Annotated in this window: 35 protein-coding genes; 21 read left to right on the top strand and 14 right to left on the bottom strand. The window is 56.7% G+C overall.

Translation table 11 applies throughout. From position 1 onward, the window contains the following. Position 1 precedes the first annotated feature (1 nt). Genes AC0J6G_RS09935 through AC0J6G_RS09915 form a run of 5 tightly spaced genes read right to left on the bottom strand, consistent with a single transcriptional unit; the run spans position 2 to position 2,458 of the window. Positions 2-751, bottom strand: coding sequence for an ERF family protein (locus AC0J6G_RS09935; RefSeq protein ID WP_475247317.1), 750 nt, complete (start codon positions 749-751; stop codon positions 2-4). A 7-nt stretch (positions 752-758) separates the two neighbouring features. Continuing rightward, the gene (locus AC0J6G_RS09930; protein ID WP_475247315.1) at positions 759-1,796 is read right to left on the bottom strand and encodes a hypothetical protein; all 1,038 of its coding nucleotides are present in this window, start codon (positions 1,794-1,796) and stop codon (positions 759-761) included. After that, a complete protein-coding gene (locus AC0J6G_RS09925; protein ID WP_475247313.1) occupies positions 1,780-1,941 on the bottom strand; it encodes a hypothetical protein in 162 nt (53 codons plus the stop codon). The genes AC0J6G_RS09930 and AC0J6G_RS09925 overlap by 17 nt, the downstream gene beginning before the upstream one ends. Continuing rightward, on the bottom strand, positions 1,938-2,147 hold the full coding sequence (locus AC0J6G_RS09920) for a hypothetical protein (RefSeq protein ID WP_475247309.1): 210 nt from the start codon (positions 2,145-2,147) through the stop codon (positions 1,938-1,940). Before AC0J6G_RS09920 ends, AC0J6G_RS09925 begins: the two co-directional genes overlap by 4 nt. Then, positions 2,144-2,458 (bottom strand): hypothetical protein, encoded by a 315-nt coding sequence (locus tag AC0J6G_RS09915; protein ID WP_475247303.1) that lies wholly within the window; start codon positions 2,456-2,458, stop codon positions 2,144-2,146. The genes AC0J6G_RS09920 and AC0J6G_RS09915 overlap by 4 nt, the downstream gene beginning before the upstream one ends. A 115-nt stretch (positions 2,459-2,573) precedes the next feature. Here AC0J6G_RS09915 and AC0J6G_RS09910 point away from each other — a divergent pair, with 115 nt between their 5' ends. The 4 genes from AC0J6G_RS09910 (at position 2,574) to AC0J6G_RS09895 (ending at position 5,447) form a co-directional block, all read left to right on the top strand. Further along, on the top strand, positions 2,574-2,828 hold the full coding sequence (locus tag AC0J6G_RS09910; protein ID WP_475247301.1) for a hypothetical protein: 255 nt from the start codon (positions 2,574-2,576) through the stop codon (positions 2,826-2,828). Between the two features lie 1,604 nt (positions 2,829-4,432). After that, on the top strand, positions 4,433-4,741 hold the full coding sequence (locus AC0J6G_RS09905; protein WP_475247299.1) for a DUF1654 domain-containing protein: 309 nt from the start codon (positions 4,433-4,435) through the stop codon (positions 4,739-4,741). Positions 4,742-4,840: 99 nt separating this feature from the next. Further along, on the top strand, positions 4,841-5,023 hold the full coding sequence (locus AC0J6G_RS09900; RefSeq protein WP_475247297.1) for a type II toxin-antitoxin system HicA family toxin: 183 nt from the start codon (positions 4,841-4,843) through the stop codon (positions 5,021-5,023). Between the two features lie 19 nt (positions 5,024-5,042). Beyond that, on the top strand, positions 5,043-5,447 hold the full coding sequence (locus tag AC0J6G_RS09895) for a type II toxin-antitoxin system HicB family antitoxin (protein WP_475247295.1): 405 nt from the start codon (positions 5,043-5,045) through the stop codon (positions 5,445-5,447). A gap of 48 nt (positions 5,448-5,495) precedes the next feature. On the opposite strand, the gene AC0J6G_RS09890 is transcribed toward AC0J6G_RS09895, so the two are convergent. Then, on the bottom strand, positions 5,496-6,626 hold the full coding sequence (locus AC0J6G_RS09890; protein ID WP_475247293.1) for a hypothetical protein: 1,131 nt from the start codon (positions 6,624-6,626) through the stop codon (positions 5,496-5,498). Between the two features lie 445 nt (positions 6,627-7,071). Here AC0J6G_RS09890 and AC0J6G_RS09885 point away from each other — a divergent pair, with 445 nt between their 5' ends. The 3 genes from AC0J6G_RS09885 to AC0J6G_RS09875 all read left to right on the top strand — a co-directional run bounded on the left by AC0J6G_RS09885 (position 7,072) and on the right by AC0J6G_RS09875 (position 8,242). Beyond that, complete coding sequence (locus AC0J6G_RS09885; protein ID WP_475247291.1) at positions 7,072-7,431, top strand: lysozyme inhibitor LprI family protein; 360 nt, start codon at positions 7,072-7,074, stop codon at positions 7,429-7,431. Positions 7,432-7,519: 88 nt separating this feature from the next. Beyond that, positions 7,520-7,753 carry a hypothetical protein gene (locus AC0J6G_RS09880; protein ID WP_475247289.1) on the top strand — a complete coding sequence of 78 codons (234 nt, stop codon included), beginning with the start codon at positions 7,520-7,522 and terminating at the stop codon, positions 7,751-7,753. A gap of 78 nt (positions 7,754-7,831) precedes the next feature. Continuing rightward, positions 7,832-8,242, top strand: coding sequence for a hypothetical protein (locus AC0J6G_RS09875; RefSeq protein ID WP_475247288.1), 411 nt, complete (start codon positions 7,832-7,834; stop codon positions 8,240-8,242). Positions 8,243-8,745: 503 nt separating this feature from the next. On the opposite strand, the gene AC0J6G_RS09870 is transcribed toward AC0J6G_RS09875, so the two are convergent. The 7 genes from AC0J6G_RS09870 to AC0J6G_RS09840 form a co-directional block, all read right to left on the bottom strand. Then, positions 8,746-9,183, bottom strand: coding sequence for a hypothetical protein (locus AC0J6G_RS09870; RefSeq protein ID WP_475247287.1), 438 nt, complete (start codon positions 9,181-9,183; stop codon positions 8,746-8,748). Continuing rightward, the gene (locus AC0J6G_RS09865) at positions 9,149-10,042 is read right to left on the bottom strand and encodes a DUF6731 family protein (protein ID WP_475247285.1); all 894 of its coding nucleotides are present in this window, start codon (positions 10,040-10,042) and stop codon (positions 9,149-9,151) included. The genes AC0J6G_RS09870 and AC0J6G_RS09865 overlap by 35 nt, the downstream gene beginning before the upstream one ends. A 24-nt stretch (positions 10,043-10,066) precedes the next feature. Then, entirely contained in the window at positions 10,067-10,459 is a 393-nt protein-coding gene (locus tag AC0J6G_RS09860; protein WP_475247283.1) for a hypothetical protein, read from the bottom strand. A 108-nt stretch (positions 10,460-10,567) separates the two neighbouring features. Then, positions 10,568-11,062: a YecR family lipoprotein gene (gene yecR, locus AC0J6G_RS09855; RefSeq protein WP_475247281.1), complete on the bottom strand. Its 495-nt coding sequence runs from the start codon at positions 11,060-11,062 to the stop codon at positions 10,568-10,570. Between the two features lie 113 nt (positions 11,063-11,175). Then, complete coding sequence (locus AC0J6G_RS09850) at positions 11,176-11,868, bottom strand: thermonuclease family protein (RefSeq protein WP_475247279.1); 693 nt, start codon at positions 11,866-11,868, stop codon at positions 11,176-11,178. Positions 11,869-11,942: 74 nt separating this feature from the next. Next, positions 11,943-12,476, bottom strand: a complete 534-nt coding sequence (locus tag AC0J6G_RS09845; RefSeq protein ID WP_475247277.1) for a hypothetical protein — start codon at positions 12,474-12,476, stop codon at positions 11,943-11,945. Between the two features lie 100 nt (positions 12,477-12,576). Then, positions 12,577-13,443: a LexA family transcriptional regulator gene (locus AC0J6G_RS09840; protein WP_475247275.1), complete on the bottom strand. Its 867-nt coding sequence runs from the start codon at positions 13,441-13,443 to the stop codon at positions 12,577-12,579. 108 nt (positions 13,444-13,551) lie between these two features. On the opposite strand from AC0J6G_RS09840, the gene AC0J6G_RS09835 reads away from it, so the two are divergent. Next, positions 13,552-13,746, top strand: a complete 195-nt coding sequence (locus AC0J6G_RS09835) for a Cro/CI family transcriptional regulator (RefSeq protein WP_475247273.1) — start codon at positions 13,552-13,554, stop codon at positions 13,744-13,746. 73 nt (positions 13,747-13,819) lie between these two features. After that, positions 13,820-14,113 carry a CII family transcriptional regulator gene (locus tag AC0J6G_RS09830; RefSeq protein ID WP_475247271.1) on the top strand — a complete coding sequence of 98 codons (294 nt, stop codon included), beginning with the start codon at positions 13,820-13,822 and terminating at the stop codon, positions 14,111-14,113. A 150-nt stretch (positions 14,114-14,263) separates the two neighbouring features. Here the strand turns inward: AC0J6G_RS09830 and AC0J6G_RS09825 are convergent, their stop codons facing one another. Then, complete coding sequence (locus tag AC0J6G_RS09825) at positions 14,264-14,587, bottom strand: hypothetical protein (RefSeq protein WP_475247269.1); 324 nt, start codon at positions 14,585-14,587, stop codon at positions 14,264-14,266. Between the two features lie 322 nt (positions 14,588-14,909). Here AC0J6G_RS09825 and AC0J6G_RS09820 point away from each other — a divergent pair, with 322 nt between their 5' ends. The 12 genes from AC0J6G_RS09820 to AC0J6G_RS09765 all read left to right on the top strand — a co-directional run bounded on the left by AC0J6G_RS09820 (position 14,910) and on the right by AC0J6G_RS09765 (position 26,348). Further along, a complete protein-coding gene (locus AC0J6G_RS09820; RefSeq protein ID WP_475247267.1) occupies positions 14,910-15,704 on the top strand; it encodes a helix-turn-helix domain-containing protein in 795 nt (264 codons plus the stop codon). Next, positions 15,691-16,494 carry an ATP-binding protein gene (locus tag AC0J6G_RS09815; RefSeq protein WP_475247265.1) on the top strand — a complete coding sequence of 268 codons (804 nt, stop codon included), beginning with the start codon at positions 15,691-15,693 and terminating at the stop codon, positions 16,492-16,494. The genes AC0J6G_RS09820 and AC0J6G_RS09815 overlap by 14 nt, the downstream gene beginning before the upstream one ends. Next, complete coding sequence (locus AC0J6G_RS09810; protein WP_475247263.1) at positions 16,494-17,006, top strand: hypothetical protein; 513 nt, start codon at positions 16,494-16,496, stop codon at positions 17,004-17,006. Before AC0J6G_RS09815 ends, AC0J6G_RS09810 begins: the two co-directional genes overlap by 1 nt. Further along, complete coding sequence (locus AC0J6G_RS09805) at positions 17,003-17,614, top strand: recombination protein NinG (RefSeq protein WP_475247261.1); 612 nt, start codon at positions 17,003-17,005, stop codon at positions 17,612-17,614. The genes AC0J6G_RS09810 and AC0J6G_RS09805 overlap by 4 nt, the downstream gene beginning before the upstream one ends. A 93-nt stretch (positions 17,615-17,707) precedes the next feature. Next, the gene (locus tag AC0J6G_RS09800; protein ID WP_139213961.1) at positions 17,708-18,226 is read left to right on the top strand and encodes a hypothetical protein; all 519 of its coding nucleotides are present in this window, start codon (positions 17,708-17,710) and stop codon (positions 18,224-18,226) included. Between the two features lie 162 nt (positions 18,227-18,388). Beyond that, positions 18,389-18,592, top strand: coding sequence for a hypothetical protein (locus AC0J6G_RS09795; protein WP_475247259.1), 204 nt, complete (start codon positions 18,389-18,391; stop codon positions 18,590-18,592). Positions 18,593-18,691: 99 nt separating this feature from the next. Next, positions 18,692-19,537, top strand: coding sequence for a terminase small subunit (locus tag AC0J6G_RS09790; protein WP_475247257.1), 846 nt, complete (start codon positions 18,692-18,694; stop codon positions 19,535-19,537). Beyond that, positions 19,537-21,120 carry a terminase gene (locus AC0J6G_RS09785; RefSeq protein ID WP_475247255.1) on the top strand — a complete coding sequence of 528 codons (1,584 nt, stop codon included), beginning with the start codon at positions 19,537-19,539 and terminating at the stop codon, positions 21,118-21,120. The genes AC0J6G_RS09790 and AC0J6G_RS09785 overlap by 1 nt, the downstream gene beginning before the upstream one ends. Before the next feature lie 9 nt (positions 21,121-21,129). Further along, entirely contained in the window at positions 21,130-23,430 is a 2,301-nt protein-coding gene (locus tag AC0J6G_RS09780; protein ID WP_475247253.1) for a portal protein, read from the top strand. Between the two features lie 2 nt (positions 23,431-23,432). After that, positions 23,433-23,795, top strand: coding sequence for a Gp49 family protein (locus tag AC0J6G_RS09775; protein WP_475247251.1), 363 nt, complete (start codon positions 23,433-23,435; stop codon positions 23,793-23,795). A gap of 219 nt (positions 23,796-24,014) precedes the next feature. Then, complete coding sequence (locus AC0J6G_RS09770; RefSeq protein WP_475247249.1) at positions 24,015-25,022, top strand: hypothetical protein; 1,008 nt, start codon at positions 24,015-24,017, stop codon at positions 25,020-25,022. 33 nt (positions 25,023-25,055) lie between these two features. Further along, positions 25,056-26,348, top strand: a complete 1,293-nt coding sequence (locus AC0J6G_RS09765; protein WP_090242842.1) for a phage capsid family protein — start codon at positions 25,056-25,058, stop codon at positions 26,346-26,348. Positions 26,349-26,395 lie beyond the last annotated feature (47 nt).

Raw genomic sequence — 26,395 nt, 5'->3', positions numbered from 1 at the left:
ATCAAGACTCCTGAGTGTTTTGCTTGGCCGACTTGGAAAGCATGCCCAGTACTTGGTCAAAGGCAGCTTTCTCGACGCTGGCCGGTGTGCCGTGGATGCCAGCAAACGCCGCCTTGGCCTTGTCGCTGCACTTTTCCAGCAGCTCGGCCAATTGGGCGGCCTGCACTGATGTGACGCGCGGCGTAACCACCGCGCCGTTGCCGTCATCATCCTCGCCGGTAGTGGTGAAGTTGAGCAGCGCACCTGCCGTGTAGCGCTTGCCGTAGCTGACGCTGGAGGCAACCGCCTGTACGCCGTTTTTGCTTCCGGTAGTGTCTGCTGGCAGAACAAGGGAGGTTGTTTCACGGTGGCCGCCGCGATGGCTCAACACTCCCTCGACCTCAATGCCTCGCTCGTTGCGTGGCGTGCGGAATGAAAGGGCAAACCCGTACTTGGCCAGCACCGGCTTGATCATTTCGTTAATGTCTTCCCACAGCGCATAGGTGCTCTGGATGCGACCGCTTTTGTCGCGGATACCTCCACGTTCGCCTATTACAGGCAGCTCTTCCTGCATCTGCGCCAGTGCTTCGTCGTACTGCTGCTTGGCTTGTTGAGCTTGGAAGCGCTCATGCATGGCCATTAGCCGCTCCATCTTGTCGATGTCGGCGGTTGGGCTCATAGCGACTTGCTGGATGATCTGCAGGATGGTGGCGGACTCGCCAACTACAGCGACCGCGCCTTCCTGTTGGTTTACCCGAGATACTTGGTTCATGGCGACCTCAGTATTGAATGCTGATGTTTGGAACCTGGCGCTTGGCGATCAGGGTGATGGCCTGCTTGGCGCAGTCTTCAGGCATGCCGCCTGCGATAAATGCGGCCAGCGCTGCGTTATTGATGGCCTTCTTGTGCTCAAGGTCCGCCTCGCGGCGTTTGGCTTGACGTACTTCATCAGCCACCGCGTCGGCGTGACGCTGGCGTTCAGCCGCTGCTGCTGCGTCGGCCTTTGCCTGGGCGTTGCGCTCTGCCTGTTCGGCACGTTGCTGGGCTTCAAGGTTTTCACGTTTGGCGCGCTCAGCCTGCAGCTCAAGATCGCGCTCGCGCTGTGCTGCTGCGTCACGTTCAGCCTGTGCGCGCTGCTCGGCTTCTCGGGTTGCGCGCTCCGCCGCCTCTCGAGCAATGCGGTCGCGCTCATCTTGAGCGTCACGCTCGGCCTGCTGTCGGCGCAGCTCGGCAAGTTCAGCCTGCTCGGCTTCCTGCTTCTCGCGAGCAGTCAGGGCGGTGCGCAGTGCGACAAGCGCCTTATCCTTGGCTCGGGCGGCTTCGGCCTCAAACTCTTCCAAGTGCTCGCCGATAACGACTGATTCAACCGTCGCTATAGAGCCGCGCAGGTATTCAGCGTCATAGGTGCCTGCCTCTGCGCCGCGTTCATTCAGTTCATCGATCAACGCCTGGTGGCGATCAATCCGCGCGTCTTCGGCGGCTTGCCAGTCGTCCAGCGGTTTGCGTGTTGCATCGCGCAGTGCGTCCATGGCGCCGGTGAACTCGCGCAGCTCTGCCTCAACTACCTTGGGCAGCTCCTTTAGCCGCTTCAAGTATTCACGGCCAGGCTTCTCTACAGCCGTCTTGGACTTGCTGACTTTCGCGGCCAGGGAGGCAATGCGCTCACGGCCCTTGCGTGTGGTGGTGTCAGGAACCTCGGTAGAAACCTCGGCAGCCACCGCATCCAAAAACTTCTTGAGGCCGCCAGTGACATAAATGGTCGGGGCGCTCGCTTCGCTAATATCTTCGATCAGCTGCACGTCAGTTGCTGCGTTCATTGTGTTCTCCCTGCGCTGGGCGCTGGCTTGCTGGCTCATCGTCGACGTAATCAAGTGCGAAGGCGAAGGCGGTAAAAACGAGAAGGGCCAGCGCGAAGCCGCGCCAGATACCACAGCGAGGTTGACGCTGGCGGGCGGTGCTCATGGCCGCACCTCATAAACCAGCGTCCACTGCCCACCTGAGCAGTATTTGAAATCAGGCTCGCGGCGCGGCTCGATACCTTGTTGGTAGGCCAGCGACTTAGCGCCAAGAAGGCTGCTGGCGCTGACGGCTATGCGCTCAACAACGCGACCAGCCTCAATGGCGGCCAACTGGTCTTCGATCAGGGTAGGGAAGGGCATGCGGCTCATAGGTCAAACTCCTTTCTGACTTGGGCGTCGACGGCCAGGGCGACGGCTTCTTGAAGCGGCCCAGCGATCAGTGACACGTTCTGCTTGGCGATGAATCGAGGGTCTGTATCGATGAACCCGAGCATCTGCGACCAGAACTCTTTGCGCTGAGCGGTGGGTGCTTCTGCCATGGCTTCTTCGATCTGCAGCCAGGTAAGCCCGTCGCGGGCGCGGTCACAGAGCTGGCCAAACGAACGTGCGCGGCTGTCGCTGGTTTCATCTGCGGCGTAGCGGCCAGCCTCAAGCGCGCCGGCATTGCTGATTGCGTGCATGGTGATTACCTCGGTGCATGGTTGCCGGTGATGGCGTGGCGAAACGAGCCCTTAAGGCTTCCGCAATCCTGCGATCGCTCTGCATATCTGCGTATGCGCATGCAAGGGAATGCTTATGCTTTCGCCATGCCTCGTGCGCATCTTCTGGAGTGCCGAATCGGCCAAGATGATCATTTCTGCCAGTGAACGGATTGCTGCATTGGGCTATGAACGCCCCGGTTTTTCTGCCTTTGTCCCAATGGACGCCTACTGGCCATTTCCTGCGCAGCGCCTCATTGGCGTTAAGGAATCTATTCAGCTGGAGGGGGATAAAGACGCAATTCTCAGGGCTGTATATTTTGTTGCCGGGAACCAGAATGTCTTTGTCTAGCTCCTTACCCTGATAATCCTGGGTGAGCACCCAGGCCCTGAAAGCCGAAAACTTAAACCACTCAGGCGTAACAGAGCAGCTGGCGTATGTTGGCCTGTATGTGTCAGGGCTTTTCCCGTAACACCGGTCAATCATTCCCTTCCAGAGCGAGTAAATCGGGCATATCCAGGCGCGCCTAGATCTGCCGTTAATAACTGAGTAAGAGGTCACCTTGTAGTCGGCGTCGTTTATTCCGACGCCGCACATCAGTTTCCTTTCAGTAGGCATGCGCGCCTCCAAAGCCTTTAGGCTTTCTGCTTATGGGTACGGGGTAGGGAGGGGAAAAGAGCCCGCCGAGTGCAGATTGGCGGGCCTTAATGTCCGGTTACGCTGTCCGGATGCCGTGGGTCATCTAATCCCAATGGCCGCGCATCATGCTTGGCCTGGCTCGGTGTGCGTGTCGCCTCTCGGCGAGGCTGCCCTGTTCGGAATGAACGATTCGTCTAGGGTTGTGATGCGCGAAAGTGCGCATCGGGGTGTGATCTTGCCGGTCGCTAATCCGGCTCGGGGTCACTTTTATCCCCGTGGCTGCCCGGCCTTCACCCAATGGTTTGGGAGGTGCATGCCGAGTAATCGTCGGTCGCTTACGCCAGAACTACGTTTCACTTCGTTGAGGTCCTGTGGCCACAGGTTTTCCTCACCCCCGATCAAACGCCGTAACGAAACCGGACTTACACCGCTTCTGGTTGCATTTGTCACAACGACTCCCGATGCGTGTCTGCTTTCCACGCCGAAGATCACACCCCGATACGCCCTGCATGCAGGTGATCGGTGCCTTATGCCCAGGCGGCAAACCTGCTTATTACCGGGCGCTGCTTCATGCATTGCCCGGTGGCATCCCGGTCGTGTTGCGGGATTGGTTAATCGTCACAGGATCGGCGCTGAGGACAGCATGTCTTGCCCTTGCACTGTTCTGGTCGATAGCAAAAGGAAGGGCAGGTAACACCCTCCCGGTAGCTGTGTGTGTTGATTCGCGGGTTAGCTGGGTAAGGGAGGCGGTCGCACTCCAGCACCGCAACGCCCATCGATTCGGCGCCAATACGCTTGGCGTCTTCTTCGCTCGCTGCTTCAACGCAGCCGGGCGGCTTACCTTCAAATTTCAGCCAGTACGCTTGCATGGTCATTGCTCCGGTTGTTTTCCCAATGCGCCCTGTTGCCAAGGCGCATCAGTGAAAACTTGGTGTTGCTCTCCACTACGCGCATCGCCTCGATTTCCCCATCTGCCAACGTCACGCATTTCGTGTACGGCGTTCTTCGTTGGTGGCTTGCGTAGCTTCGCGTGACTGCATATGGAGTCACGGCCAGTTCCAGAGCTGGCATGGACGACGGTTTAGCTTTTCGCCACCCAGGTGATTGCCTGGGTACGTCGTTGGTTTCGTCAGGTTGTGAAAGAGCGTTCCGGTTGCCCGAGGCATCGCTGCCTTTCCTGCTGCCGGTGTTGGCCGGCGATGGAGTGACATTAACCGCCGGTATATTTGCAGTCAATACCGGCGGTTAATTATTTTTCAGAAAGAAGCGGTTATGATTCTGTTTTGCTGTATGTATATCCAGTATTGGAGTTTTGAATGGCCAGGACGAAAACACAGCAACAAGAACCGCGAGAGATGACTGGGCTGGAAAAGCTGGGACTGCGGGTGTCCGCGATGATCGGGTCCCCCAAGGCTCAGCTAGAGCGCCAAGCGAGGATTCACCGATTGGATTCAGATACGGATGAGGCTTGGGATGGCGTGATGGAGTTACTAGGGGAGACAGACGGCTTGTATTTAGAGTTTGCGGACGATGGTGACGTTATCGTGCGTTGGGATTTGCTGGCCGATGATGATCGGGTTGCGGATGTTGAAGAGACTGCGCCGGAGGAGGCCGCACCTTTTTGAGGGCACAAAATGCCCGCTCGATGAAAGGCTGCCAGGCTTGATCTTTTAGGTGGTGTGTATAGTGTGTATTATTGCGAAAGAGCAGCAGTTGGGACACCTATGAAAAGCCGCGAGGTGATTGAGCTGCTTGAAGCGGACGGCTGGTATGAGGTGGCAGTAAAAGGCAGCCATCACCAGTTTAAGCACCCGACGAAACCCGGGCGGGTGACGGTTCCGCACCCAAAGTCAGATATGGCTAAGGGAACGCTCAACAGCATATTGAAGCAGGCCGGTTTGAAATAAGGCCGGTAGGAGGGCAGGTATGAAATTCCCAGTGGTGCTGCACAAAGACGCCGATAGCGATTACGGGGTGACCGTTCCGGACGTGCCAGGTTGCTTCTCCGCAGGGGAGACAATGGCCGAGGCGCTAGACAACGTGCGTGAAGCTCTTGAGCTTCACTTTGAAGGCCTGGTGGTTGATGGCGAGCGCTTGCCGCAACCTCAAGAGATAGACGTTCACGCGACCAATCCTGACTACGCGGGCGGTGTGTGGGCGCTTGTTGATTTTGATGTGACGCCTTACCTGGGTAAGGCTGTGCGCTTCAATGCAACCCTGCCAGAACACTTGCTGGCCCGCATTGATGCTTACGTGAAGAACCACCCGGAGCAAAGAAGTCGGTCAGGCTTTTTGGCAGACGCCGCCATGCGGGTTTTGCAGCACGGTTGATAGTAAAAAGCCCGCTCATGTAGCGGGCTTTTTTGAGTGTCTTGGTGGCTACAAAGAGCCAGTTGCCCGAGTGTTTTGCTCGTCGGTGCAGGTCTTATAGTTGGAAAACGAATACTGAAGCGCAACGTATCCTTCGCTGCCGTTTTGAGCTCGGGCGACCATGGTTATGCCTTCAATTCCGTTCTTAAGGGGTGATGCTGGCGTGCTGTTCCATTCAGCAATCAGCGAACGATCGTTTTTGTGCAACCCCATCATCCAGTCCCTACCATCATCCCAAATACTACCCGGCATAAGATGGTCGAGAACCTGCGGCTGTCCGTAAACGGATGACAAGGAGGTTTGGAGGGTGGAAAACTCATCCTTTAGTTGGTGCCCGAAATTATTCGTGTCGATGGTCTTGCCAATCGCTCTAATCTGACAAAGGCCAACAGTAGGTGAAATGACCAGTGCATATTGCTCAAATGCATTGTTGGGCTTAGGAGGTGTTGTTAGAAGGTAGAGGCTTTGCACTTTGTCAGTCAGCACAAGAGCTTGGCCGCTCATTTTCTCGATCAGATCATTGCTCAAGCCGGCCTCAAGGCCAAACGGCCCATTGCCCGGAGGAATGTCTGGAACTTGCTGAGGAGCTGCCGGTGCAGGCGTGCTTGCTACCGGTTGGCTTTCTTGACCAGCTTTTGGGGCTGCAGGGTTCAGGCCATACTTAGCTACTAGATACCTGTGCTCGAGCATAGCCAGGGTCTGCTCTTGGGTCGCTGCCGCTACCGACTTCATGGCGCCGACTAGACCGCCATGAGTCAATGCGTCGAGCTTGGCCTCTGCAAGTTCTTCGCGAGCAACTGAGATTTCGGCTTCAAGCTGTTTGGCCAGCTCCGGGTCTGCCAGCGAAATTTGTGTGACCTGCTCAACAGGTGATCCGCTCTCGATTGCGTTGATACGCTGCTTTAGCAGCTCTGTATTGGTCGAGAGTAATTCCACTCTAACGGCAACTAGGGCTTTAACTAATCCCCCTGCTAGGCCTGCATCTTTTGCTTTTGCTTCTTCGAGCTCACTCTGAGTCTCAGTAAGCTCACTGCGGAGCACATCTACCAGCGCCTTCTCCTCTGGAGTAAGTTCCTTTTTTAGACAACCTGACGTGAATGCCGCGATGGCAATCAGCAGTGCTACCCCTAGCTTCCGCATGACCAGCTCCTTGTGATGTTAGGTGGCTATCATAATCAGTTCAGGGCTAAATGAGGAACAGGTTGGCTTATGTCAGAGGTGTGGTGGTGCGATGCGGCATCTTGAAGACCGCTATGGCGGCTACAGCAAGTTGAATCGCCCCTAGTTTCGTAGGCGCATCTGGGATCGATTCTCGGCTAACTGCACTCTAATCGGCACTGGCCGCTTTTGGCCGTCTCCCGCCTGATACGACAGGCTAGTCCCGGCCAGAAGCAGTCCTCCGAATATGTCTACGAAACCGGTGGCGGTTCATTCCACCCATGGTGCATAACTCCTTATACGGTCATCCGGCCACTGTAACACCCGGACTAGATAGGGAACGCAAAGAGGACAAGGAATGTTATCCACCAAACCCGTGAAAGCGTTATCACACCAATTGGTGTCTATTTATAGTTGGAGGCAAAAAATGTCTGACCGCAAAGCCTCAACAATTGCCGTCGCCATCTGCATATTTTTAACAAGTAATTACGCACTGGCTGAGTCACAGGCTGAGTACTCTGAAGTCTCAAATAACTCATGGCAAAAACAGAACGAGGTAACGGAAAAAAGTTACCAGCGCCTCTTACTAGAAACTGGTGCAGAACAAAATAAAGAAGCAGTTAAACAGCTTAAAGAAGCAAAAGAAAAGTGGGAAGAGTTTAGAACTCTACTTTGTAATTCCGTAAGCAGTACATACGGCGGGCAATGGACTTCCGTCCACAAGTCCGAGTGCAGGGTAAAAATTGCAGCGCAGCTACAAAGCACTACCGACAGTTACGGGTGGTAGCCTCTAACTAGTGGTTCAAGCCGTTCGCTTCGCTCACTGGGACGGGCTAAAGCCCGCCCCTTAACCAAACGTTATACGCTGGAGACACATGGAAGATCTTCTCAGCCTCGCAGTCCGATTTTTTGGCTACTTAGTAACGGAAATAATACTTGGAACATTTTTCTACGCCATAGGGTGGCCATTTGTAAAAGCGGCCACACTTGGGAAATACCCCAAAAACGAGTGGTTAAGCGGCTCCAGAAATGAGGCTTATGTATGCTGCGTTGGAGTACTCGTATTTGCCCTTTTGCTAATGGTCGTTCTTGGGCAGTTCAGCGCATAACAATTGATTCAAACCGTTCGCTGCGCTCACTGGGACGGGCTAAAGCCCGCCCCTTAACCAAACGTTAGGTTCTACAACATGGAAGTATCAGCAACATCACCATCTCTACAGAAAATTAGCTTTATTCGTGGGAGTCAACCGCTATGGAAGGCATTCTGGGTTTTGTATGTTCTAGGTAGCCTTTCTTTCACGGCCATTTTCGTAGTGTTAATAAAATCTCTCTCTACAAGCTATTTGCTATTACCAGCAAGTCATATTTTAAATCTACAAAAAGAAACAGCTTTATTGATGGCCGCAACTACAGTTGTAGTTATCTACGTTATGTATTTCTTGGTTTGTTCAATTTCTGTCTGGCGTTGCGCCAAAAATACCATGAGAAAATTATGGTCTAATCTTGCAAAAATAATAATCTCAATAAATTTTGCGTGGATTTCTTGGAAAGCATTTGTCGCCTTCGGCTCTTTATTAACGTATTTTTCTCATCAGTGAATTGCGTAAAGACCTAACAAGTGGTTAAAACCGCTCGCTTCGCTCACTGGGACGGGCTAAAGCCCGCCCCATAACAAAAGCGTTAAGCAAAAACCGGTTGGGTCGAAAGCGGCCTGATGTGACTGGCTGCTTCTGGCCGAAAGCGGCTGATTACGAGAGGCTGCTTTGGGTCGCTCTCTGCCAGTCAGGGCTACAAAGCATGCCGGTCAAATCCGATGCAAATGGCTGGTCAGGTCGAAGGCAAATGGGCGGGCATGTCTGTGCAATTAACCACCCAGCGCTTCAATGGCTGAGCCCCGGGCGTTCTGGTTTTGATTGAGGCGATAGAGCAGGGCGGGGAGCAGATCAGGGCTGGCCATGCATACCTCTGGGGTGGAGGTGTCTGTGTAGATCGGAGTGCAACAAGGGGCAGAAAAAAGCCTCGCTGGGCGGGACTTAGCAGGTCATGGTACTAGGATGTAGTGGTGGCGCCAGGAGGAATGGTCGATAGCTCGTCATTAGGGCTATAGCTTGCTGATCGTAACAATGATCCTGCAAAACGATATGCCGGTGAGGAAAAGATGGATTGATGCTAGAGCGCCAGTGAATACGATTGCCAGCAGTAGCGACTTGCTTTCAACTCCCCATGGCAGCAAAAGACAGAGAGATAGGACCAAGAGAATAAGGTAGAGGGCCGCACAGACGAAGCTCCGCACTATCAGTACCTTGTAGCCGCCGGTAGCTCGAAGGTTCTGCATCAGGTCGCGATCCATGATAGCCGCCAGCAATGCAATGGCGGTTATTAGGAACCCTAGGATTGTTCCAGAGCTGCTTGCAATTGCACTTGCAAGCGTAGTGATATCGCTAGGAATAAAATTGAAATCGCGCTTATAGAATGCGACTGCAATTAAGGCGGCAGCCAGTATCTTAAATGATTCTTTTAATTTTACCGAAATACGCATTTAGCGATTCTCTCTTCTCTGCCCTAGATTTGTCAGCAAGTTCGTACATTACTGTGCTTGCAGGGAACTGTGAGTTTGAGTTGGTATATTGTGTTGAGTATAGGCGATCGGCAATTAAATCAATAGGGTATATTTTACCATTTTCATCGGTTTCTAATTTTGCTTTAGTCGCGCCAAAGGCGAGCAGGCTACGCACTGCCGACTGAATAGCCCCTGTTAACCTTCCTGCGCTTGACTCCACCTTGGAGTCAATTGAGAAAGTTACCTCAAGTGTATCGGCCCCAGACTTGTTCAATAGCTCAATAGTACGGGCACCTATATCATCTGCTGGATAGCGATCAGGGTTGGTAGGTCTAGGTATCTTGAATGAGAAGCGCTTTATCTCAAGATTGTCTTTTATCAACATCTCCGCTTGCTCAGGCCTTATTACTGGAGTCGCATGGTAGGGCACGCCGCCGGCAGCCATTAAGACAGCAGCAAGATGGCTTGCAGTATTACCGTCATCGTTTCTATGCATTACAAGCAAAGATTCATCGACGTAGTATACGAAGAAGTTCTTTTCAATCACTCCCTCGTCCGACTCAAGCTGGAGTTTTTTGCCATCTTTTCCAATTGTGCCAATTTCAGGTAAGTCGGCTTTGCGTATTTTTCTTATCTGACCAGTGTAAGAGTTGCTTTCATCTCGAAACTTAAGTCCAAATACTTCTCTGGTAGAACCGTAATGGGTATGGCTAGACTGTTTGGTGTCAGCAATTATTCCGTCGAATATCTCTCGAACAGATAAGGCAAACAGATCGTCGCCGTCTGGGCTCAGTAAGAAAAAATCAAAGTGGTAACTGCGCCGCCTTTCCTTTCGCACTGACAACTCCTTACTTGAGTGAAATTAATTAATTAGCAAACTCTTGGCTAGCGTACTAGTCTGCGGGACGTTACAGGCCCCACCCACCAATTCATCCCGCAACACCAGCAAATCTCTCGGCGCTTTAACCCTCAAGGCCGCCTGGATGCTGTGACTCTCTGCGAGCCCAACAAGCACGCCACCCTCTACTAGGGCTGCCATTGCGTCAGCCGGCACAGCGCCTGGCTTAATGGTGATCACTATCTCTTCGCTGCAGGCACGGTTCAGCGCCAGGCTACCCTGCATATTAGCCTCCCCAACAAACTCAGAAGTTAAGCCGGAAGGTGCTCGGGTGTTGATTTTGGTACGGCCTGGCTTGTGGGATGCAACGCGGATACGGATGCCGTCGATCTGCATCCGCTGCTCCAGTTCGGCCATATCCGCATCCTCATTCACGCAGATGCGGATTGCTTGGCCAGGGGTGAGGCTTTTTGACAAGAAGCCCATAAGTAACACCTCCCTGTGCACTAATTACCGGTGAGAGGCTTACTGCCCCATGATCTGCCGGTACCGCTTCTGGTATTCCTCGTAAGACAGCCCTGACTCTTGCTTGAGCTGGTTGAGTTGGATCTGTTGCCATTCGCCTTTGCTGAGGCTGCCTGCTGCTGCAGGAGCTGCTGATAGTGGGGCGGCCGCTGGCTGGATCATCGGCGCTTCGCTGAGGTTGCCGATGCACTGGTATTTGTGAACGATCTGGCCGGCAATACAGGTTCCGTAGCCATTGGTCTGGTGACAGTTCTGCTGCCTACCACCAAATGCCTCTGCATCGTTGTAGCCCCACACCCGACACTTTGACTTGGCCACAGCTTTAGCCTGAGCAATGTCGATCACAGGCTGCTCGAATTGAGCAAAGTCATATGCCATATCGACCGTGCCGTCTGCTCGGCTTCCGTCAGTGGCGTAAAAATCCTTTTTGGTGGCGCAGCCGGAGAGGGTGGCTAAGACGGCGGCGAGAACCAGTAATTGTTTGACTGTTGGCATAGCTACTTCCTTGTTTTGTTGTTCATTTTTGGATTTATGTTCACTGCTGAAACTAGGCCGAGGCCTTTTTTGAACTGGGAGACCCTTCCACGCGGATCAAGCAAAGCAGAGCCTTAACGGCATATCGCTTCGCAAGGTACTCCGTCCCGATCCCCATCAATTTGCGGGTTTCTGCAGACTCGTAACTGGTGCATGGCTTCAGCGCAGCCGCTCATTTGTGAGCAGCGCTTGATCTTGCTGCAAGAAAAGCCACCGGCCGCACTACTCGCAACAGACCCTGCTCTAGGAAAGGACGGTTTGCGCTCCGACTCTACCTGAGGTGCTGCTGCGACTCGTTTGCCTGCTCGCCAATCCCAGGGTGCGACCTTAGAGCCATCGGGAAGCGCCCAAAGGCCCTGCTCCATATTTCTGGCCAAGGTTTGAGCGTCTTGCAGTTTTTGGTCTTTCAGGTACTTCGTGTAAGCCCATGCCGCGCCGCGCGCTACCAGCTCATAGTTGACGTCGACACTGCCTGATTGCACGCGAGCGACTGTCCTGCCGTAGCGGTCTGTATCTTGAATGCTCAAGACAACCAGCTTGCCGAAAACAAGGTCGGAAAGGATTCGTTTCGACTTCGCACCATATGGCTGCTTCGACTCAGGCGCATCAATCTCTGCCAGCCGAACCTTGATCTGCTTGTTTCCTGATGCAAGGCAGGTGAGGGTATCCCCGTCACTGATGCCCACAACCTTACAGCTGATTTGCTCGGCTGAAGCCAGTGACGGGAAAAGCACAGCAAACAGAAAAGAGATAATCAGTGACCGCACGCGATGTCCTTATCTATGGCCTTGTGGCGGTTAACGCTAACTGGAGCCATTTACGATGCCCCAGGTGTAATCAGTCAGGACTTGGTGAAAGAAAAGCCGTCCAGATTCTGCGCATCGATGTACAGCTCGCCGTTCTCAACACCGATTGTCATCGTAATGCCCTTCTTCATAGCCTCCTTGAAGGCTTCAATATCAGGTTCGCCGCGCAGGCTTAACGTGACGGGCTGACCTTCGGTGAGGACCAGGGGGACTTTGGCAGGGCGCACAGGTTTAAGTAGGGTTAAAAGGAGTGCAAAAGATGTTGCCAAGTAGGCGAGTAAATTGAAGGCGCTTAGGAGAAGCATAAATACGTCTTTCCTGGCGAGTGGCTCCACACTTGTCTGGAAGTCGTAAATTTCTCGAGCTGATAAGTACACAATGCTGGCAGTCAGAGCGAATGCCAGTAGAAGGCCCAAGCGAGTTAGCAGTTTTAGGGTTAGAGGCTTAGCACGCTCAAAGTGCTCTGCTACCCATTGCCTAAAGTCAGCGCGCCGAGCTTCTCCAGCCGAGCCATAGGTCCAAGCCAGAGCTGCAATGGCAGCAAAGGCTGATATTGCTTCCAAAATCATCGCAACGATCCTTGTCGTTCGGTCAATTGATGCCTATCTGAAAAAACGCCGGTCAATTAACGGCAATCAAGGAAGCTGGGTTGCCAAATATGGTGAACCGCTACAGCTTCTGCGCATTCCAGACCAACAGAATACGTGCCTGGATGTACGTTTCATCGATCCTGATTATCTCGGGGTCGTGATGCTTGTTATCCGAGATCATTTTGAAATGATCAGAGTCTTTGATCTGTAAGCGCTTGATGTAAAAAAGCCCCTGCCAAACAAATGCGTAGATGCCGTCACCGGTAAACTCACGGATGCTGGCGTCCGCGATAAGCGGGTCTTTGTCCTGAATCGTCGGCTCCATGGACTGGCCATCGCCGGTGATCAGCTTCAGGTGCGCAGGGTCTTGGTACTTTACGCCGAGCTCTTTCAGGTGCTGCTGGCTCACTGTCACGTCGCGGAACATTTCCGGAAAATCGTGGACGAGCTTGCCATTCCCCATCGCGCCCTGGACGTCATAGTGCGCGATTCGGATTTCATCGCCGACCATGCCGGTGCGGCGGAAGTCGCCAGTGACGACGTTAGAGCTGCCACGATCAGCATCCACTGAGGCCGCGCGGATGATCTGCTCACGCGCATCGTCTGTCAGGCTTTTCCCTACCTTATCTAGCATCTGACGGACTTTGTCCGCAGCGCCAACGCTTTGCGACTGAGGCGCGCTCTGCATTTGCTTGAGCTCACTTGCCAGTCGCGGGCTGAACTTCTCAACCGGCTCGCCAATAAGGCGCGACAGGACAGCGGCAAATTTCGCGTTCAGCGGGTTTTGGCCATTCAGGTACATCGCCACTGCGGCGGGCGAAATATCAGCCGCCTCTGCGATCTTGGCCTGAGTCAATCCCAGGGAATTTTTCCGAGAGGTGAAAAGGGCTTTGGCCGCGTCGCATTCAGCTTTCATGGCTGGGGATAGATCTTTCTTTTTACTCATTGGCTGAATTTAACCGGAGGTTAATTAATTCACATCAACCGCCGGTATTGCCACAATAATAACCGCCGGTTAATATTGGCATTAATGGACCTGCTCCCGAGGCATGAAATGAAGAAAGTAGTGTTGAAAGACGTTGTTGCTCGGCTCGGCCAGGCGGCGGTGGCCAAAGGGCTCGGCGTAAGTGCCCCCGCGATTACCAAGGCGCTAAAAGCCAAGCGCGAGATTTTCGTTACAGAGCACTCAGACGGCTCCCTGACTGCAACAGAAATCAGACCGTTCCCACACCAGGCTGCACCAAATTAGTCCGCCGCTTAGCCGCCAATGAAAACAGACCCACCTAAAAGGCAGCAAATCAGCCTGCTTGAGGCCATTAAAGATGATCACCACCGACAAAGCACGCAAGAACGAAGCGGCAATCTTGAAGGCACTTGCAAGCCTTGGGCAGGTGCATCTGGCAAAGCTGATGGGTGTGGATGAAACCCTGATTAGCAAGCAGAAGTCGAGCGGCCAGCTGGCCAAGACCGCCGAAATGCTCGCGCACCTAGGCCTAAAGGTCGTGCCGGTCAGCATGAAGTGCTTTGACCCGGAGTACGTCGAGCACTTGCGGGCACTTGCACAGATCGGCCTCAAACAGCCGTCGAGTGGGCAAGAGCTGAGCTGGGAAGAGTAGGGCCTGAATCGCATGCACAAAAAAGCCGCTGGTCTTGAGCGGCTTCTTCACAACAACTTGGAGGTATGAGGCGAATGAGTAGCAATGAGAATCACGCAGGCGTAAAGGCTGCCATTGCCTCATGCGAGCTGTGCCAGTGCCCTGGCGGCGCTATTGCTCGACTGGCCGATTTACTTTCAGGTCGCCAAAAATCCGTAACTCTTCTGTTGCAGATCGATCTGACATCGCCCAAAGCACCTGTTTCAAGGGGAGCAGAAAGTGGTGCCCTGTGTGCGGATCAAGACCCGGATTGGCGTGTTTGATGATGCGCTCGACTTTCTCTGACAAGCCTTGCACGTCCACTGCTGTGGATTTTTTCAGCGCTTCGGCCAGGGCAAATATTGCAAGCGCCGTGCCTTCCTGGGTGGCTTTCAGGGCTGCCGCCAAGTCCGGCTCGTCGCCACTTGATTCGCTCAAATCGTTTTCTTGGTTCATGCCTGGCCTCCGTGGCCTTTTCGTGTGGAAACAAAAAGTTATCACGGATGCGCCAGGCGCCTACATCGCCTGAATCGCAGGCACAAAAAAGGCGCCGGACAGGGCGCCTAGTTCGTTACAACAATCAGGCAGGAATTATGGCCAACGACAATCCAAACAGCAATACCAGTAGCAGTCAGTGCGCAGCTATCCGGCGACACCTGGAAGCCGGTAAGACGATAACGGCCATAGGGCTTGCGGTTGAACGCACCCTGGTGGCAGTCATTAACCGCGACGGTAAGAAGGTCAGGGTAGCCGAGTACAGCATGCGGAGTGCCATGCAATGAGTGTTCAGGCAATGACCTGGGCGCTTGAGCAGCGCGTCGTTACTACGCCATCCGCGCGTCACGTTCTGCTGTGCCTGGCCAACTATGCCGACAAGAACGGGAAGGCGGCATTCCCTTCGGCCAACAGTTTGAGCGAGGACACCGGGCTCTCTGTTCGCACCATTCGCACCGCCCTGGAAGTCTTGCGCGAAGCTGGCGTGATAAGCCTTGGCAATCAGGCCATTGCCGCTGCCTATATCGACCGCCACGACCGTCGCCCAGTGGTTTATGACCTGGCTATGCAACGGGGTGCAGCTACTGCACCCGGAGTAGAGCGGGGTGCAACTGCTGCACTCGGTAGCGCCGAACGGGGTGCAATTGACGCAGCAACGGGGTGCAATCCTTGCACGAACGGGGTGCAACTGACGACCGAACGGGGTGCAGCAGCTGCACCCAATCCGTCCTTTAACCATCCATTAACCATCAATAAACCAAAGAGCAGTAGCGCGAAGGGTTCGCGCCTCGCTGCAGATTGGATAATTCCTGCTGACTGGCTCGAGCAGAGCGCAGCGAATCACCCCGAGTTTGACCAGCAGGCATTGCTCGCCATCGCTGAAGACTTTCGCGACTACTGGACGGCGAAGACTGGCAGCCAGGCAACAAAGCTCGACTGGCATGCAACCTGGCGCCGATGGATGCGAAGCCAGAGGCCGCACCGCCAGCCGCCAACTCGCCGCCTCGTTACCCATGGGCCGAGCGCAGCGCCAGAAGGACTAGTACCCAGGGAGGACGGCAGCTATGGCTTCGCTTGATCTGAATATCAGCGACATTGAGCGCAATCTCTGCGGCGTGATCGACAAGCAGCTCGGCCATTGCGAGCTCCACGGCGATTTTGTGTCGGTCACTTCTAGCAAGACCGATCACCCAAGCGGATGCCCGGCCTGCGCCGAAGAGGATCGCCGCCGTCGTGAAGATAGGCAGGTGCTTGAGCAGGCAGCCAGGGCTAAGGCTAAGAAGCTGGAGCAACGCCTGGGCTCAGCAATGATCCCCAAGCGGTTTGCTGAGAAGTCATTCACCGAGTACCACTGCGCGAGCAAGAAGCAAGAGGCGAACCTGGCAGCATGCCGCGCCTATGCGCAGCACTTTGTCGAACACGCTGCAGCTGGCCGTTGCCTGGCGATGTTGGGCAACCCCGGCACTGGCAAAACCCACTTGTCCGCTGCTATTTCGCGTCACCTGATTCACCGCCTTGGTATGGCCGCGGTTTATCGCACCGTCAGTAGCCTGCTGCAGTACGTCAAGGGTAGCTATGACCGCAACTCCGACTACACCGAGGCGCAGGCTTTCGCCAGCTTGGTCGAGCCAGACCTTTTGATCATCGATGAAGTGGGTGCGACCAAAGCCAATGACTTTGAGCAGGCAACCCTTTTCACCGTGATCAACGGACGCTACGAGGCGATGCGTCCAACCGTTGTGATAAGCAACCTGTTCCCGACAGACCTACGCGAGGTACTTGGCGAGCGCAGTTTTGACAGGCTGAGCGAGGCGAGCGGGATTGTTCTGGTGTTTGACTGGGCATCTGCCCGTAAGGACATCCTGTAATGGCTGACCGCAAGCCCAAACAGATGCCGGTTTATCTGGTGCTGCGTCGTTTGGTTGACCCAGTAACAGGCAAGGAAGTGGCCGCATTCGTCGCCGCCTCCGATGCCGATCGATCATTACTGCGCGAGCGCGATTACAAACTCAACGCGAAGATTCGCGCCGAACTCAAGCAGCCTCGCAATCCGCGTTTTAACGGCTTGGTGCACGGGCTGGGCAAGGTTCTGACCCAGAACATCGACCGGTTCACTGGCAAGCAATCACACGACGCGATCAAAGCGCTGCAGCTGGAGTCGGGTGTGTATTGCGATCAGGAGGTTTTCGATCTGCCGGGCCTGGGAAGGCTGACCCGCCAAACCCCGAGAAGTTTGAGCTATGACTCGATGGGCGAGGAGGCATTTCAGGACTTTTGGCGGCAGTGCTGTTCGTATCTGGTGGCGAAAGACTGGCCAACTTTGACCGAGGAAAGGTTGACCGAAATGGCCGAATTTGAAGCATTTAGGGAGGTTGCATGATCGCCGCCCGCAAGCCCCTGAGGGCGGTCAGCGAGAAACCGAAGAAGTGTGCTGTGCGCGCATGCCGGGCGCCGTTCATACCCAAGCAGAGCTTTCAGACCTGGTGCAGCCCTGACTGCGGCGTGCTGATCCTTCAGGCCAAGGAGGCCGAGAAGCGCCTGGCTTTTGAGCAGCGCGAGCGCCGGGAAATCAAAGTGCGCAAAGAGAAGCTGAAGTCTCGCAGCGACTTTATGCGTGAGGCTCAGCAGGCGTTCAACGAATACATCCGTTGGCGCGACCGTGCTGCCGGGCATGCCTGCATATCCAGTGGCCGTCCGCTCGACTGGGCTGGTAATGCGGTGGACGCGGGGCACTACCGCAGCGTGGGTTCTGCCCCACACCTGCGTTTTGATGAGCGCAATTGTCATGCGCAGAGCAAGCAGGACAACCGCTACCTATCGGGCAATGCCGTGGATTACCGGATTGGCTTGATTGTCCGCATTGGCTTGGATGCTGTTGAAACGCTGGAGGCTGATCAACGCCCGCGCAAGCACACCATCGAAGAACTGAAGGCCATCACGGCTGATTACCGCGCGAAGGTGCGCGAGTTGAAGAAGGCGGTCCAGTGATTGCTCAAGTCGGAATTGCCCTGAAAGCCACGTCTTTACTGGCTTTAAAGGTGTTTTTTTAGTGAAATTCAGCATGAGATTTTGGGGGTGTGCATGACCACAAGCCGGATAGTTGCAACGTCCGATCTGAGCAGCCAGTCGTCGACCGGGCGCGTGCTTGAAGCGGTGCAAGAGCTGCACGCGCTGGAGCAGATCGTGACCCGCGAAGCGCTGATTGAGCTGCTTGATCTGCCGGCGACGACCATCGACGATCGGGTGGGCACGCTGGTGAATGCCGGCATGATTGTCAGGGTGCGCCGTGGCATCTATGCCCCTGCCGAGGTCCATGACGCCGCCCGCGTGATCAGCAAAACGATCCTGCCGTGCGGTACGGTCAAGATCGACATAGGCGACGACGTGCTCACGCTCACGCCGAAAGAGGACCGCATGCTGGCCGCAATGCTGGCGGGTGTAGCAATGCAGGCCGTCGGTATCGAGCAGAGCCGTAACGTGGCGATGATTGCCGCTGACTTGTCGTTGCAGGTCAAGAGCCTGCGCCGGGAGTTGCGTGCAGTGAAGACGGCGCTCAAGGGGAAGGGGTGCGACGAGCAGCTAGGACTGGCAGGGTTCTAGGTTGGTCGTGATGGTGCCGTAAGGCGTCGTCATTCCTGCGCATTTGCTACGACTGAATGATCCTGCATAGAAAGAAAGCCTGCCTAGTGCGGGCTTTCTAATCATTGTCTTTATTTTTTCCAAACATATAGGCTGGAGGTCCAATCATTAGGAGTTGCCTGTATGTCGCTTGTATTGTTGGATGATGAGAAATCGGTGTGGGACCAATTCGTATGTGCTGCTTTGCCCTCTGTGTTGGCATCCCGGCCAATTAACGGTGATGAAGCAGCTCGCATCTCAGCCAAGGTCGCCGACATGCTAATCCTCGAACGCCGAGAACGAGGTGGTGAGCCGAAGAAGGCAACGTTCACCCGCGATATGTTGTAACCATTTCAATGAGCCCGCCTGATGCGGGCTTTTTCATGCATGACCCCTCACCCCCTGTAGGGTTCGACACCCGCTCTGCCTCCCGTGAACACTCGCGGCATGAAGACAGAGCAAGCGGCCAAGAAGTCCGCCACCCCGAAAGCGAAGAAGACGCCAATAGCCAAGAAGGCCGCTGGTGCGTCTGTGCGTGCGCGCAATACCGTGAAGGTGCAGAGCGCTGAGGTAGCGCTGACGGATAAGGAACAGCAGTTCGTAGATGAGTACCTGGTAGACCTGAACGGTACGCAGGCAGCTATACGAGCTAAGTACGCTGAGAGTTCAGCACGCCAGACTGCTACCAAGCTGCTGTCAAAAGCTTACATTCAGGCCGCAATCGCTGAAGCCAGGGTGAAACAGCAGCAGCGCACAGGAATCACCGCTGACCGAGTGCTGCGTGAAGCCTGGAACCAGGTGACAGCAGATGCTCGCGAGCTAACCGAGCTGATTGTCGTGTGCTGCCGACATTGCTATGGCCTTGGCCACCAGCGGCAGCGTACTGAGATTGAGCGCGACTATGCCTTTGACCAGTGGTTGAGCGATGGAGAAGACCCCGACAAATTCCCCGAAGAGGGCGGCTTAGGCTTCGACCCTAATCGTGAGCCGTTCCATAGCTGCCCTGAATGCGGTGGCCACGGCCACCCACGTGTTGTGCTCAAGGACACCAGAAAGCTATCTGCCGGCGCAGCTTCGCTGTTCGCAGGCGTGAAACAGACTAAGTTCGGCATTGAGGTGCAGACGCACTCGAAAGACGCCGCCATGGAGAAGTTGTTCAAGCACCTTGGCCTTTACGAGCTGGACAACCAGCAGCGCGTCGACCCGCTCGTGGCCGTGCTGGACCGGATCAATGCAGCCGGCAACGTCGGCTTTATGCCTGTGGCGCACGACCCTGAACACGGCGAGGGTTGATGATGGCCGCGACTGTCTCCAAGCCGCTGGCCGAGCTGCCATCTAACGCCGAAGAGCTGGAGCGCTGCCTGTCTGATCCTGAATGGCGACTGTTCAGCGGCTGCCTGTACAAGATCATGATTAAGGGCGATGACGGCGAGGACAACCTGGTCATGCCGTTTGCGCCCAACCGCGCACAGAAGCGGTTTATTCGTCGGCTGTGGCACCGCAACCTGATCCTGAAGGCACGCCAGCTGGGTTTCACCACGCTGATTGCCGTGATGTGGCTGGATCACGCCCTGTTCAACGCCAACCAGCGCTGCGGCATCATCGCCCAGGATCGCGAGGCAGCCGAAACGATCTTTCGGGATAAGGTCAAGTTTGCCTACGAGAATCTGCCGCCAGAGATTCGTGAGCGATTTCCGCTGGCCAGGGATAGCGCGGTAGAGCTGCTTTTCGCGCACAACAACAGTTCGGTGCGCGTGGCCACGTCAATGCGTTCGGGCACCATCCACCGCCTGCACATAAGCGAGTTCGGCAAAATCTGCGCGAAGTACCCGGACAAGGCGCAGGAAGTGGTGACCGGTTCGATACCGGCTGTGCCAACCAACGGCGTGCTGGTGATCGAGAGTACCGCTGAAGGCCGTGAAGGCGAGTTCTTCAACATGGTCGGCATCGCGCAGGCCAACCATGCCAGCAAGAAAGTGCTGACGCCCAAAGACTACCGCTTCCACTTCTACGCCTGGTGGCAAGAGCCGCGCTATCGCCTGCCCGTCACAACCGTGGCTATCACCCGCGATGAGCACGACTACTTCGACAAGATCGAAGCTGAAATGGATTGCAGGATCGACCCGGACCAGCGCGCCTGGTACGTCGCGACCAAGCAGGCCGACTTTGCCGGCGCTGAAGAACGGATGTGGCAAGAGTATCCGTCGACACCGGCTGAGGCCTTCCAGGTCAGCACCGAAGGCAACTACTACGCCAAGGATATGATCGCTCTGCGCAAGCGTGGTGGCGTCACGCGCTTGCCGGTCCTCGATGTGCCGGTCAACACCTACTGGGACATTGGCAAGAAGGACGGTTGCGCGATCTGGTTCCAGCAGGAGAGCCGTGGCGACGACCGCTTTATCGACTACTACGAAGACCACGACAAGGACTTGCGCCACTACGTCGCCGAGCTGCGCGCCAAGGGCTACATCTTCGGCACGCACTTCCTGCCGCATGACGCCGCGCATGAGCGCCTGAGCGATTACAACAAGAGCACAGAACAGATGCTGCAAGACCTGATGCCAGGTGAGCGGTTCTTTGTGCTGCCCCGCATAAGCGAGCTGATCACCGGTATCCATGCCGTGCGCAAGCACCTGAAGGGCGCCTACTTCGACGAGGTGCGCTGCAAGAAGGGCATCGAGCGGCTGGAAGGCTACAAGAAAGTATTTAGCCGCGCCGCCAACGGTTACATCGACACGCCCAACAAGGCCAACGGCTGCAGCGAGGGCGCCGACGCCTATCGCCAGTACGCCCAGGCCAAAGAGCTGAACCTTATCGACGGCGCGACCCGCGCAACCACTTACCAAGAAGCCCCGCCGCCCGACTGGCGCACTTGAGGAATCACCATGGACGCCACCGCGATTAAGTCGCCAGACACCCAGGCCGCCGACGAACTGGCAATCACCCTGGAAGAGTACGCCGAGTTCCTGATGGAAATCGAAGAACAGCCGCACTGGCGCGCTACGGCTGACAAGGAAATGGACTACGCCGACGGCAACCAGCTGGCCAGCGACTTGCTGCAACGCCAGCGCGAGCTGGGCATTCCGCCTGCTGTTGAAGACTTGGTAGGCCCGGCGCTGCTGTCGATCCAAGGCTACGAGGCGACCATCCGCAGCGACTGGCGCGTGACGGCTAACGGCCAGACGGGCGGCCAGGACATAGCGGATGCGCTGAACTTCAAGCTGAACGAGGCTGAGCGACACAGCAAGGCCGATGCCGCGTGCAGTAACGCCTTTCGGCCGCAGATCGCCGTTGGCCTGGGCTGGGTGGAAGTGAAGCGCGAGAGCGACCCATTCAAGTACCCGTACCGCTGCACGGCTGTGCATCGCCGTGAAATCGATTGGGACTTTGCCGCTACGGAAGATGACCTGAGCGATGCCCGCTACCTGCGCCGCAAGCGCTGGCTGGTGCCCAAGCGCATTGCGATGGTGTTCCCGCAGCATAAGGAGCTGATCTTGTCGATTGACCGCCATGGTCCGAGCTGGTGGGCTGAGCAGTCGATTGAGGCTGTAGACGGTGGATCATCGACAGGCTTGGGCAATGCTTGGGGCGAGGCGCGCAATCGAACCGTGCAGGAAGACCGCTGGTACAACCCGGTGAGCAAGCAGGTGTGCCTGGTGGAATTGTGGTACCGGCGCTGGGTGAGCGTGGCCGTGATCACCAGCCCCGACGGCCGCGTGGTCGAGTACGACGAGAACAACCTGGCACACAACGTCGCCGTGGCCAGCGGCACCGTGAAGCACAGCATGGCCGTGGTTGCCCGCGTGCGCCGCAGCTACTGGCTTGGGCCGCACCTGATGCACGACGGCCCGACGCCTTACACCCACAACCACTTTCCTTATGTGCCGTTTTGGGGCTTCCGCGAGGACAGCAGCAGCGTGCCGTATGGCTATGTGCGCGGCATGATTTTTCCCCAGGACAGCCTCAATAGCGGCATATCGAAACTGCGCTGGGGCATGGCGGTGGTCCGTACCGAGCGTACCAAGGGCGCAGTGGATATGACCGATGCACAGTTCCGCCGCCAGGTTGGGCGCGTGGATGCTGACATTGTGCTCAACGCTGATCACATGGCTCGCCAGGGCGCACGCTTCGAGGTGAGGCGCGACTTTCAACTCAACGCCCAGCACTTCCAGCTGATCCAAGACAGCCGCCAGGCCATTCAGCGTGTATCGGCGGTGACGGCCGGCTTTATGGGCAAGGAGGGCACCGCACGCAGTGGACTGCAGGAGCAGACCCAGGTAGAGCAGAGCAACCAAAGCCTGGCCCGGATGATGGACAACTTCAGGGTGGGCCGTTCCATGGTCGGCGAGCTGCTACTGGCGATGATCGTTGAAGATCTGGGCGATAAGCCGCAGACCATCATCATCGAGGGCGATGCCGTGCGTGAGGATCGCGAGGTGGTGATCAACAAGCCCGAGGTTGACGAGCTGGGCTATGCGTACCTGAGCAACGACCTGCAGCGCACTCGCCTGCAAGTGGCGCTTGAAGACGTGCCGAGCACCAAGAGCTATCGCGGCCAGCAGCTCAACGCTATGTCCGAGGCGGTCAAGTCGCTGCCGGCGCAGTACCAGGCGGCCATGCTGCCGTTCATGGTTTCGCTCATGGACGTGCCGTTCAAGAAGGATGTGGTCGAGGCCATCCGCGCCGCTGCCGAGCAGGAGTCTCCCGAGTCTGTCGAGAAGCGCATCGAGCAGGCCGTGAAGGACGCACTGCAAAAGTCGGGTGTGGACGTGAAGATGCGCGAGCTGGCGATGAAGGAGCGCAAGACCGAGAGCGAGATTGCCGAAATCCAGGCGCGTGCTGTGCAGATCGGTGTGCAGGCTGCGTACTCCGCGATGCAGGCCGGCGCACAGGTGGCGCAGATGCCGCAGATCGCGCCGATTGCCGATGCTGTGATGCAGGGCGCTGGCTACCGCGAGCCGACACCAGGCGGCGACGACCCCAACTTCCCGACGGCAGAAAAGGCCGCGGCGATGAACATTCGCAGCCCCTACATCCAGGGCGAAGGCGCGCAGCCAGGCAGCGAGCAACTGCCGCCAGACGTGCAGCAGAACACCAGCCCGGCTTATCCCCCGGTACCGCAGCAAGGCGGATCGCCCATGCAGGGCATTGAGACACCCACCACCACTGACAACTTAGGAGCATGACCATGAATGACAACGCCATCGAGCAGGAAATTATCGCCAAAGGCCTGACCGCGCCGCGCATCACGCCGGCTGATATTGAGGCAGCCATTGCCAGTGAGCACTGTTTCACTGCAGCCGAGGCGGCCAAGTGTGGCGGTACCGGGCCGCACCCGCTCGACCTGCTGACGATTTGCGTGCTGGTACTGCGTAACGGCTTCACCGTCACCGGTGAGTCAGCGTGCGCCAGCCCGGAGAACTTTGACGCCGAGATTGGCCGCCAGATCGCTCGCCAGAATGCCGTCCAGAAAATCTGGATGCTGGAAGGCTATTTGCTGAAAGAGCGCCTGCATGCCCGTCGTGATGTGGGCGAGTGCGGCACTGCTTAAAACGAACAGCGTGCAAGACCTTGACCCGCTTCGGCGGGTTTTTTTTCGCCTGCAATTTGACCTGGCAAAACCCTGTCCCCCTGTAGGGTTCGCTCGGAAAACCCCCTGTCTTGACACTTGTTCGCAAGTTGAGCGCACCGCGCGCAGCGATGAGTAGGCCGTGGTTTGGCCTGCATTGCTAAGCCCCAAGCGGCCACGGCGATATGTGGCGGGACAGGCATGAATACCGAACAAGAAGCGTTTTTACAGCAGCACGCCAGTGGCGAAATGACTCCGCAACAGGCCGCCCAGCTTTTAGAGCTAGGCGAGGGCGATACCGGCTTGCCGGAAATTGGTGGCGAGCCCAGCGCCACCCCTGCGAACGACCAGATGCCAGGCGATGCAGCGGCCAGCGACGAGCCCGAGCTAACACCGGATAACGCGGTGATTTTGGCGCGGGACGGCAAGCACACCATCGACTACCAGAAGTTAGTGGATGAACGCGAAGCCGCGAAGACAGCCCGCGAGGGTGAGGAACGGGAGCGGCAGCGAGCAGAGGCCGCCCTGCAGGAGTTAGCCGAACTAAGAGCCCAGTCTCAACAGCGTGCGGACGCCGGGATAGCGCCCACCAAAACCGACAACCAAGTGGCTGCTGCTGAAGCGGCTATCGAGGCCGGTGTTGATCCTGAGTTGTTCGGCGACTTCAGCGTGGAAGACATTGCCAAGGGCGTCACGCACCTGGTTCGGCAGCAGACCGCAGCACTGCAACAGCAGTTTGACGAGAAGCTGGCGAACGCCCTCAGCCCCTTGCAGCAGGAAAAGGTGCGCACCGTCGAGGACGCCCACTTTGGCGCGATCTACGCCGCCCACCCTGACCTCGACTCAATCACCGAAAGCAAAGAGCTGGCCGACTGGCTCAAGGCTCAGCCCGCGTATGTACGCGCCGGGTATGACCACCTGAGCCAGAAAGGCACCGCCGCCGAAGTGATCGAGTTCTTCGACACGTTCAAGCAAGCCACTGGAAAAACGCAGGCCGCGCCATCGGCTGACCCGAAGGCCGCCGCCAAAGCCGTTATCGCCCAATCACGCCCCGCTGTGCCAGCAAGCCTCTCGGACATTCCGGGCGGCACCGCAGGACCAGCTTCGCGTGATGAGGCGCTGGCGCAAATGGGGAGCGTGGAAATGGCTGAAGCCATGGCCTCGATGACCCCCGAACAAATCGAAGCCTATTTGAACCGGCAGCTTTAACGCGCCGCCGTCCCGACTACAGGAGGTCATCACATGACCAACAAAACGAATACCCCTTACGGTGATAAGACCGCGCAGATTCAACAGGCCGTTGGCTTGTTTGCATCGCACAACCAGCGCAATACCACCATGAACCGCCTGACCGGCAAGATGCCGACGGGCACGGCCGGCGCCGAAATGACCCTGCGCAAGCAGAGTTCTTCGCATATGCCCATCGTCAAGTGTATGGACCTGGGCAAGAGCACTGGCGACGAGGTGACGTTCCACCTGCTGAACCCGGTGGGTGCCAAGCCGATCATGGGCAGCGCCAACGCTGAAGGCCGTGGCGTCGGCATGAAGCTGTCCGAAGACCGTCTGCGCGTGGATCAAGCGCGTTTCCCGGTTGACCTGGGCAACGCCATGACCAGCATCCGCAGCCCGGCCGACTTCCGCAAGCTGGGCCGCCCAGTAGCGCAAGGCCTGGCTGACAAGTACGTCGACCAGAGCAACCTGGTTCACATGGCGGGTGCGCGCGGCTTTAACGACAACATCGAGTGGGTGGTTCCGACCACCGCCGACTCGGACTTCGCCGCCATCATGGTCAACCCGGTGAAGGCGCCGACCAAGAACCGCCACTTCATCGCTGACGGCGGCAATGGCGTGAAGCCGTTCACCGTCAACGCTGGCGAAGTCGACCTGGTATCGACTGACCTGCTGAAGATGGACACCGTGGACGGTATCCGCACCTACATGGAGCAGATCGCGCTGCCGCCGCCACCGGTCATTTTCGAGGGCGACGAAGCCGCCACCGACTCGCCGCTGCGCGTGTTGCTGGTTTCGCCGGCGCAGTACAGCACCTTTGCCACCGACCCGAACTTCCGTTCGTTCCAGGCCAGCGCTATGGCGCGTGCCAGCCAGGCGAAAGGCCACCCGCTGTTTAAGGGTGACGCGGGCCTGTGGAACGGCGTGTTGATCGTCAAGATGCCGAAGCCGATCCGCTTCTATGCGGGCGACACCATCAAGTATTGCGCCTCCTACACCAGCGAAGCGGAAACCAGCTGCATCGTGCCGGCCTCCTTTGGCACTACGCACGCGGTGGACCGCGCCATCCTGCTTGGCGGCCAGGCCGTTGCTGAAGCCTGGGCCGCCTCGGACAAGTCGAAGATTCCGTTCTTCTGGTCTGAGAAGGAGCTGGACCACGGCGACAAGTGCGAGCTGCTGCTGGGCATGATCCGGGGCGTTTCCAAGATTCGCTTCGATGTGGATCACGGCGACGGCAGCCAGTTCACCGACTACGGCGTGACGGTATTCGATACCGCCGTGCCGATCATCGGCGCCCGCAAGTAATGCGATGGGCCTGCTAGCCAGGCCCATCCGTTCCATCTGATTTGAAG

The organism is Pseudomonas sp. TS_SC_3, from assembly GCF_056156225.1.
This window is presented reverse-complemented; position numbering and strand designations above follow the sequence as displayed.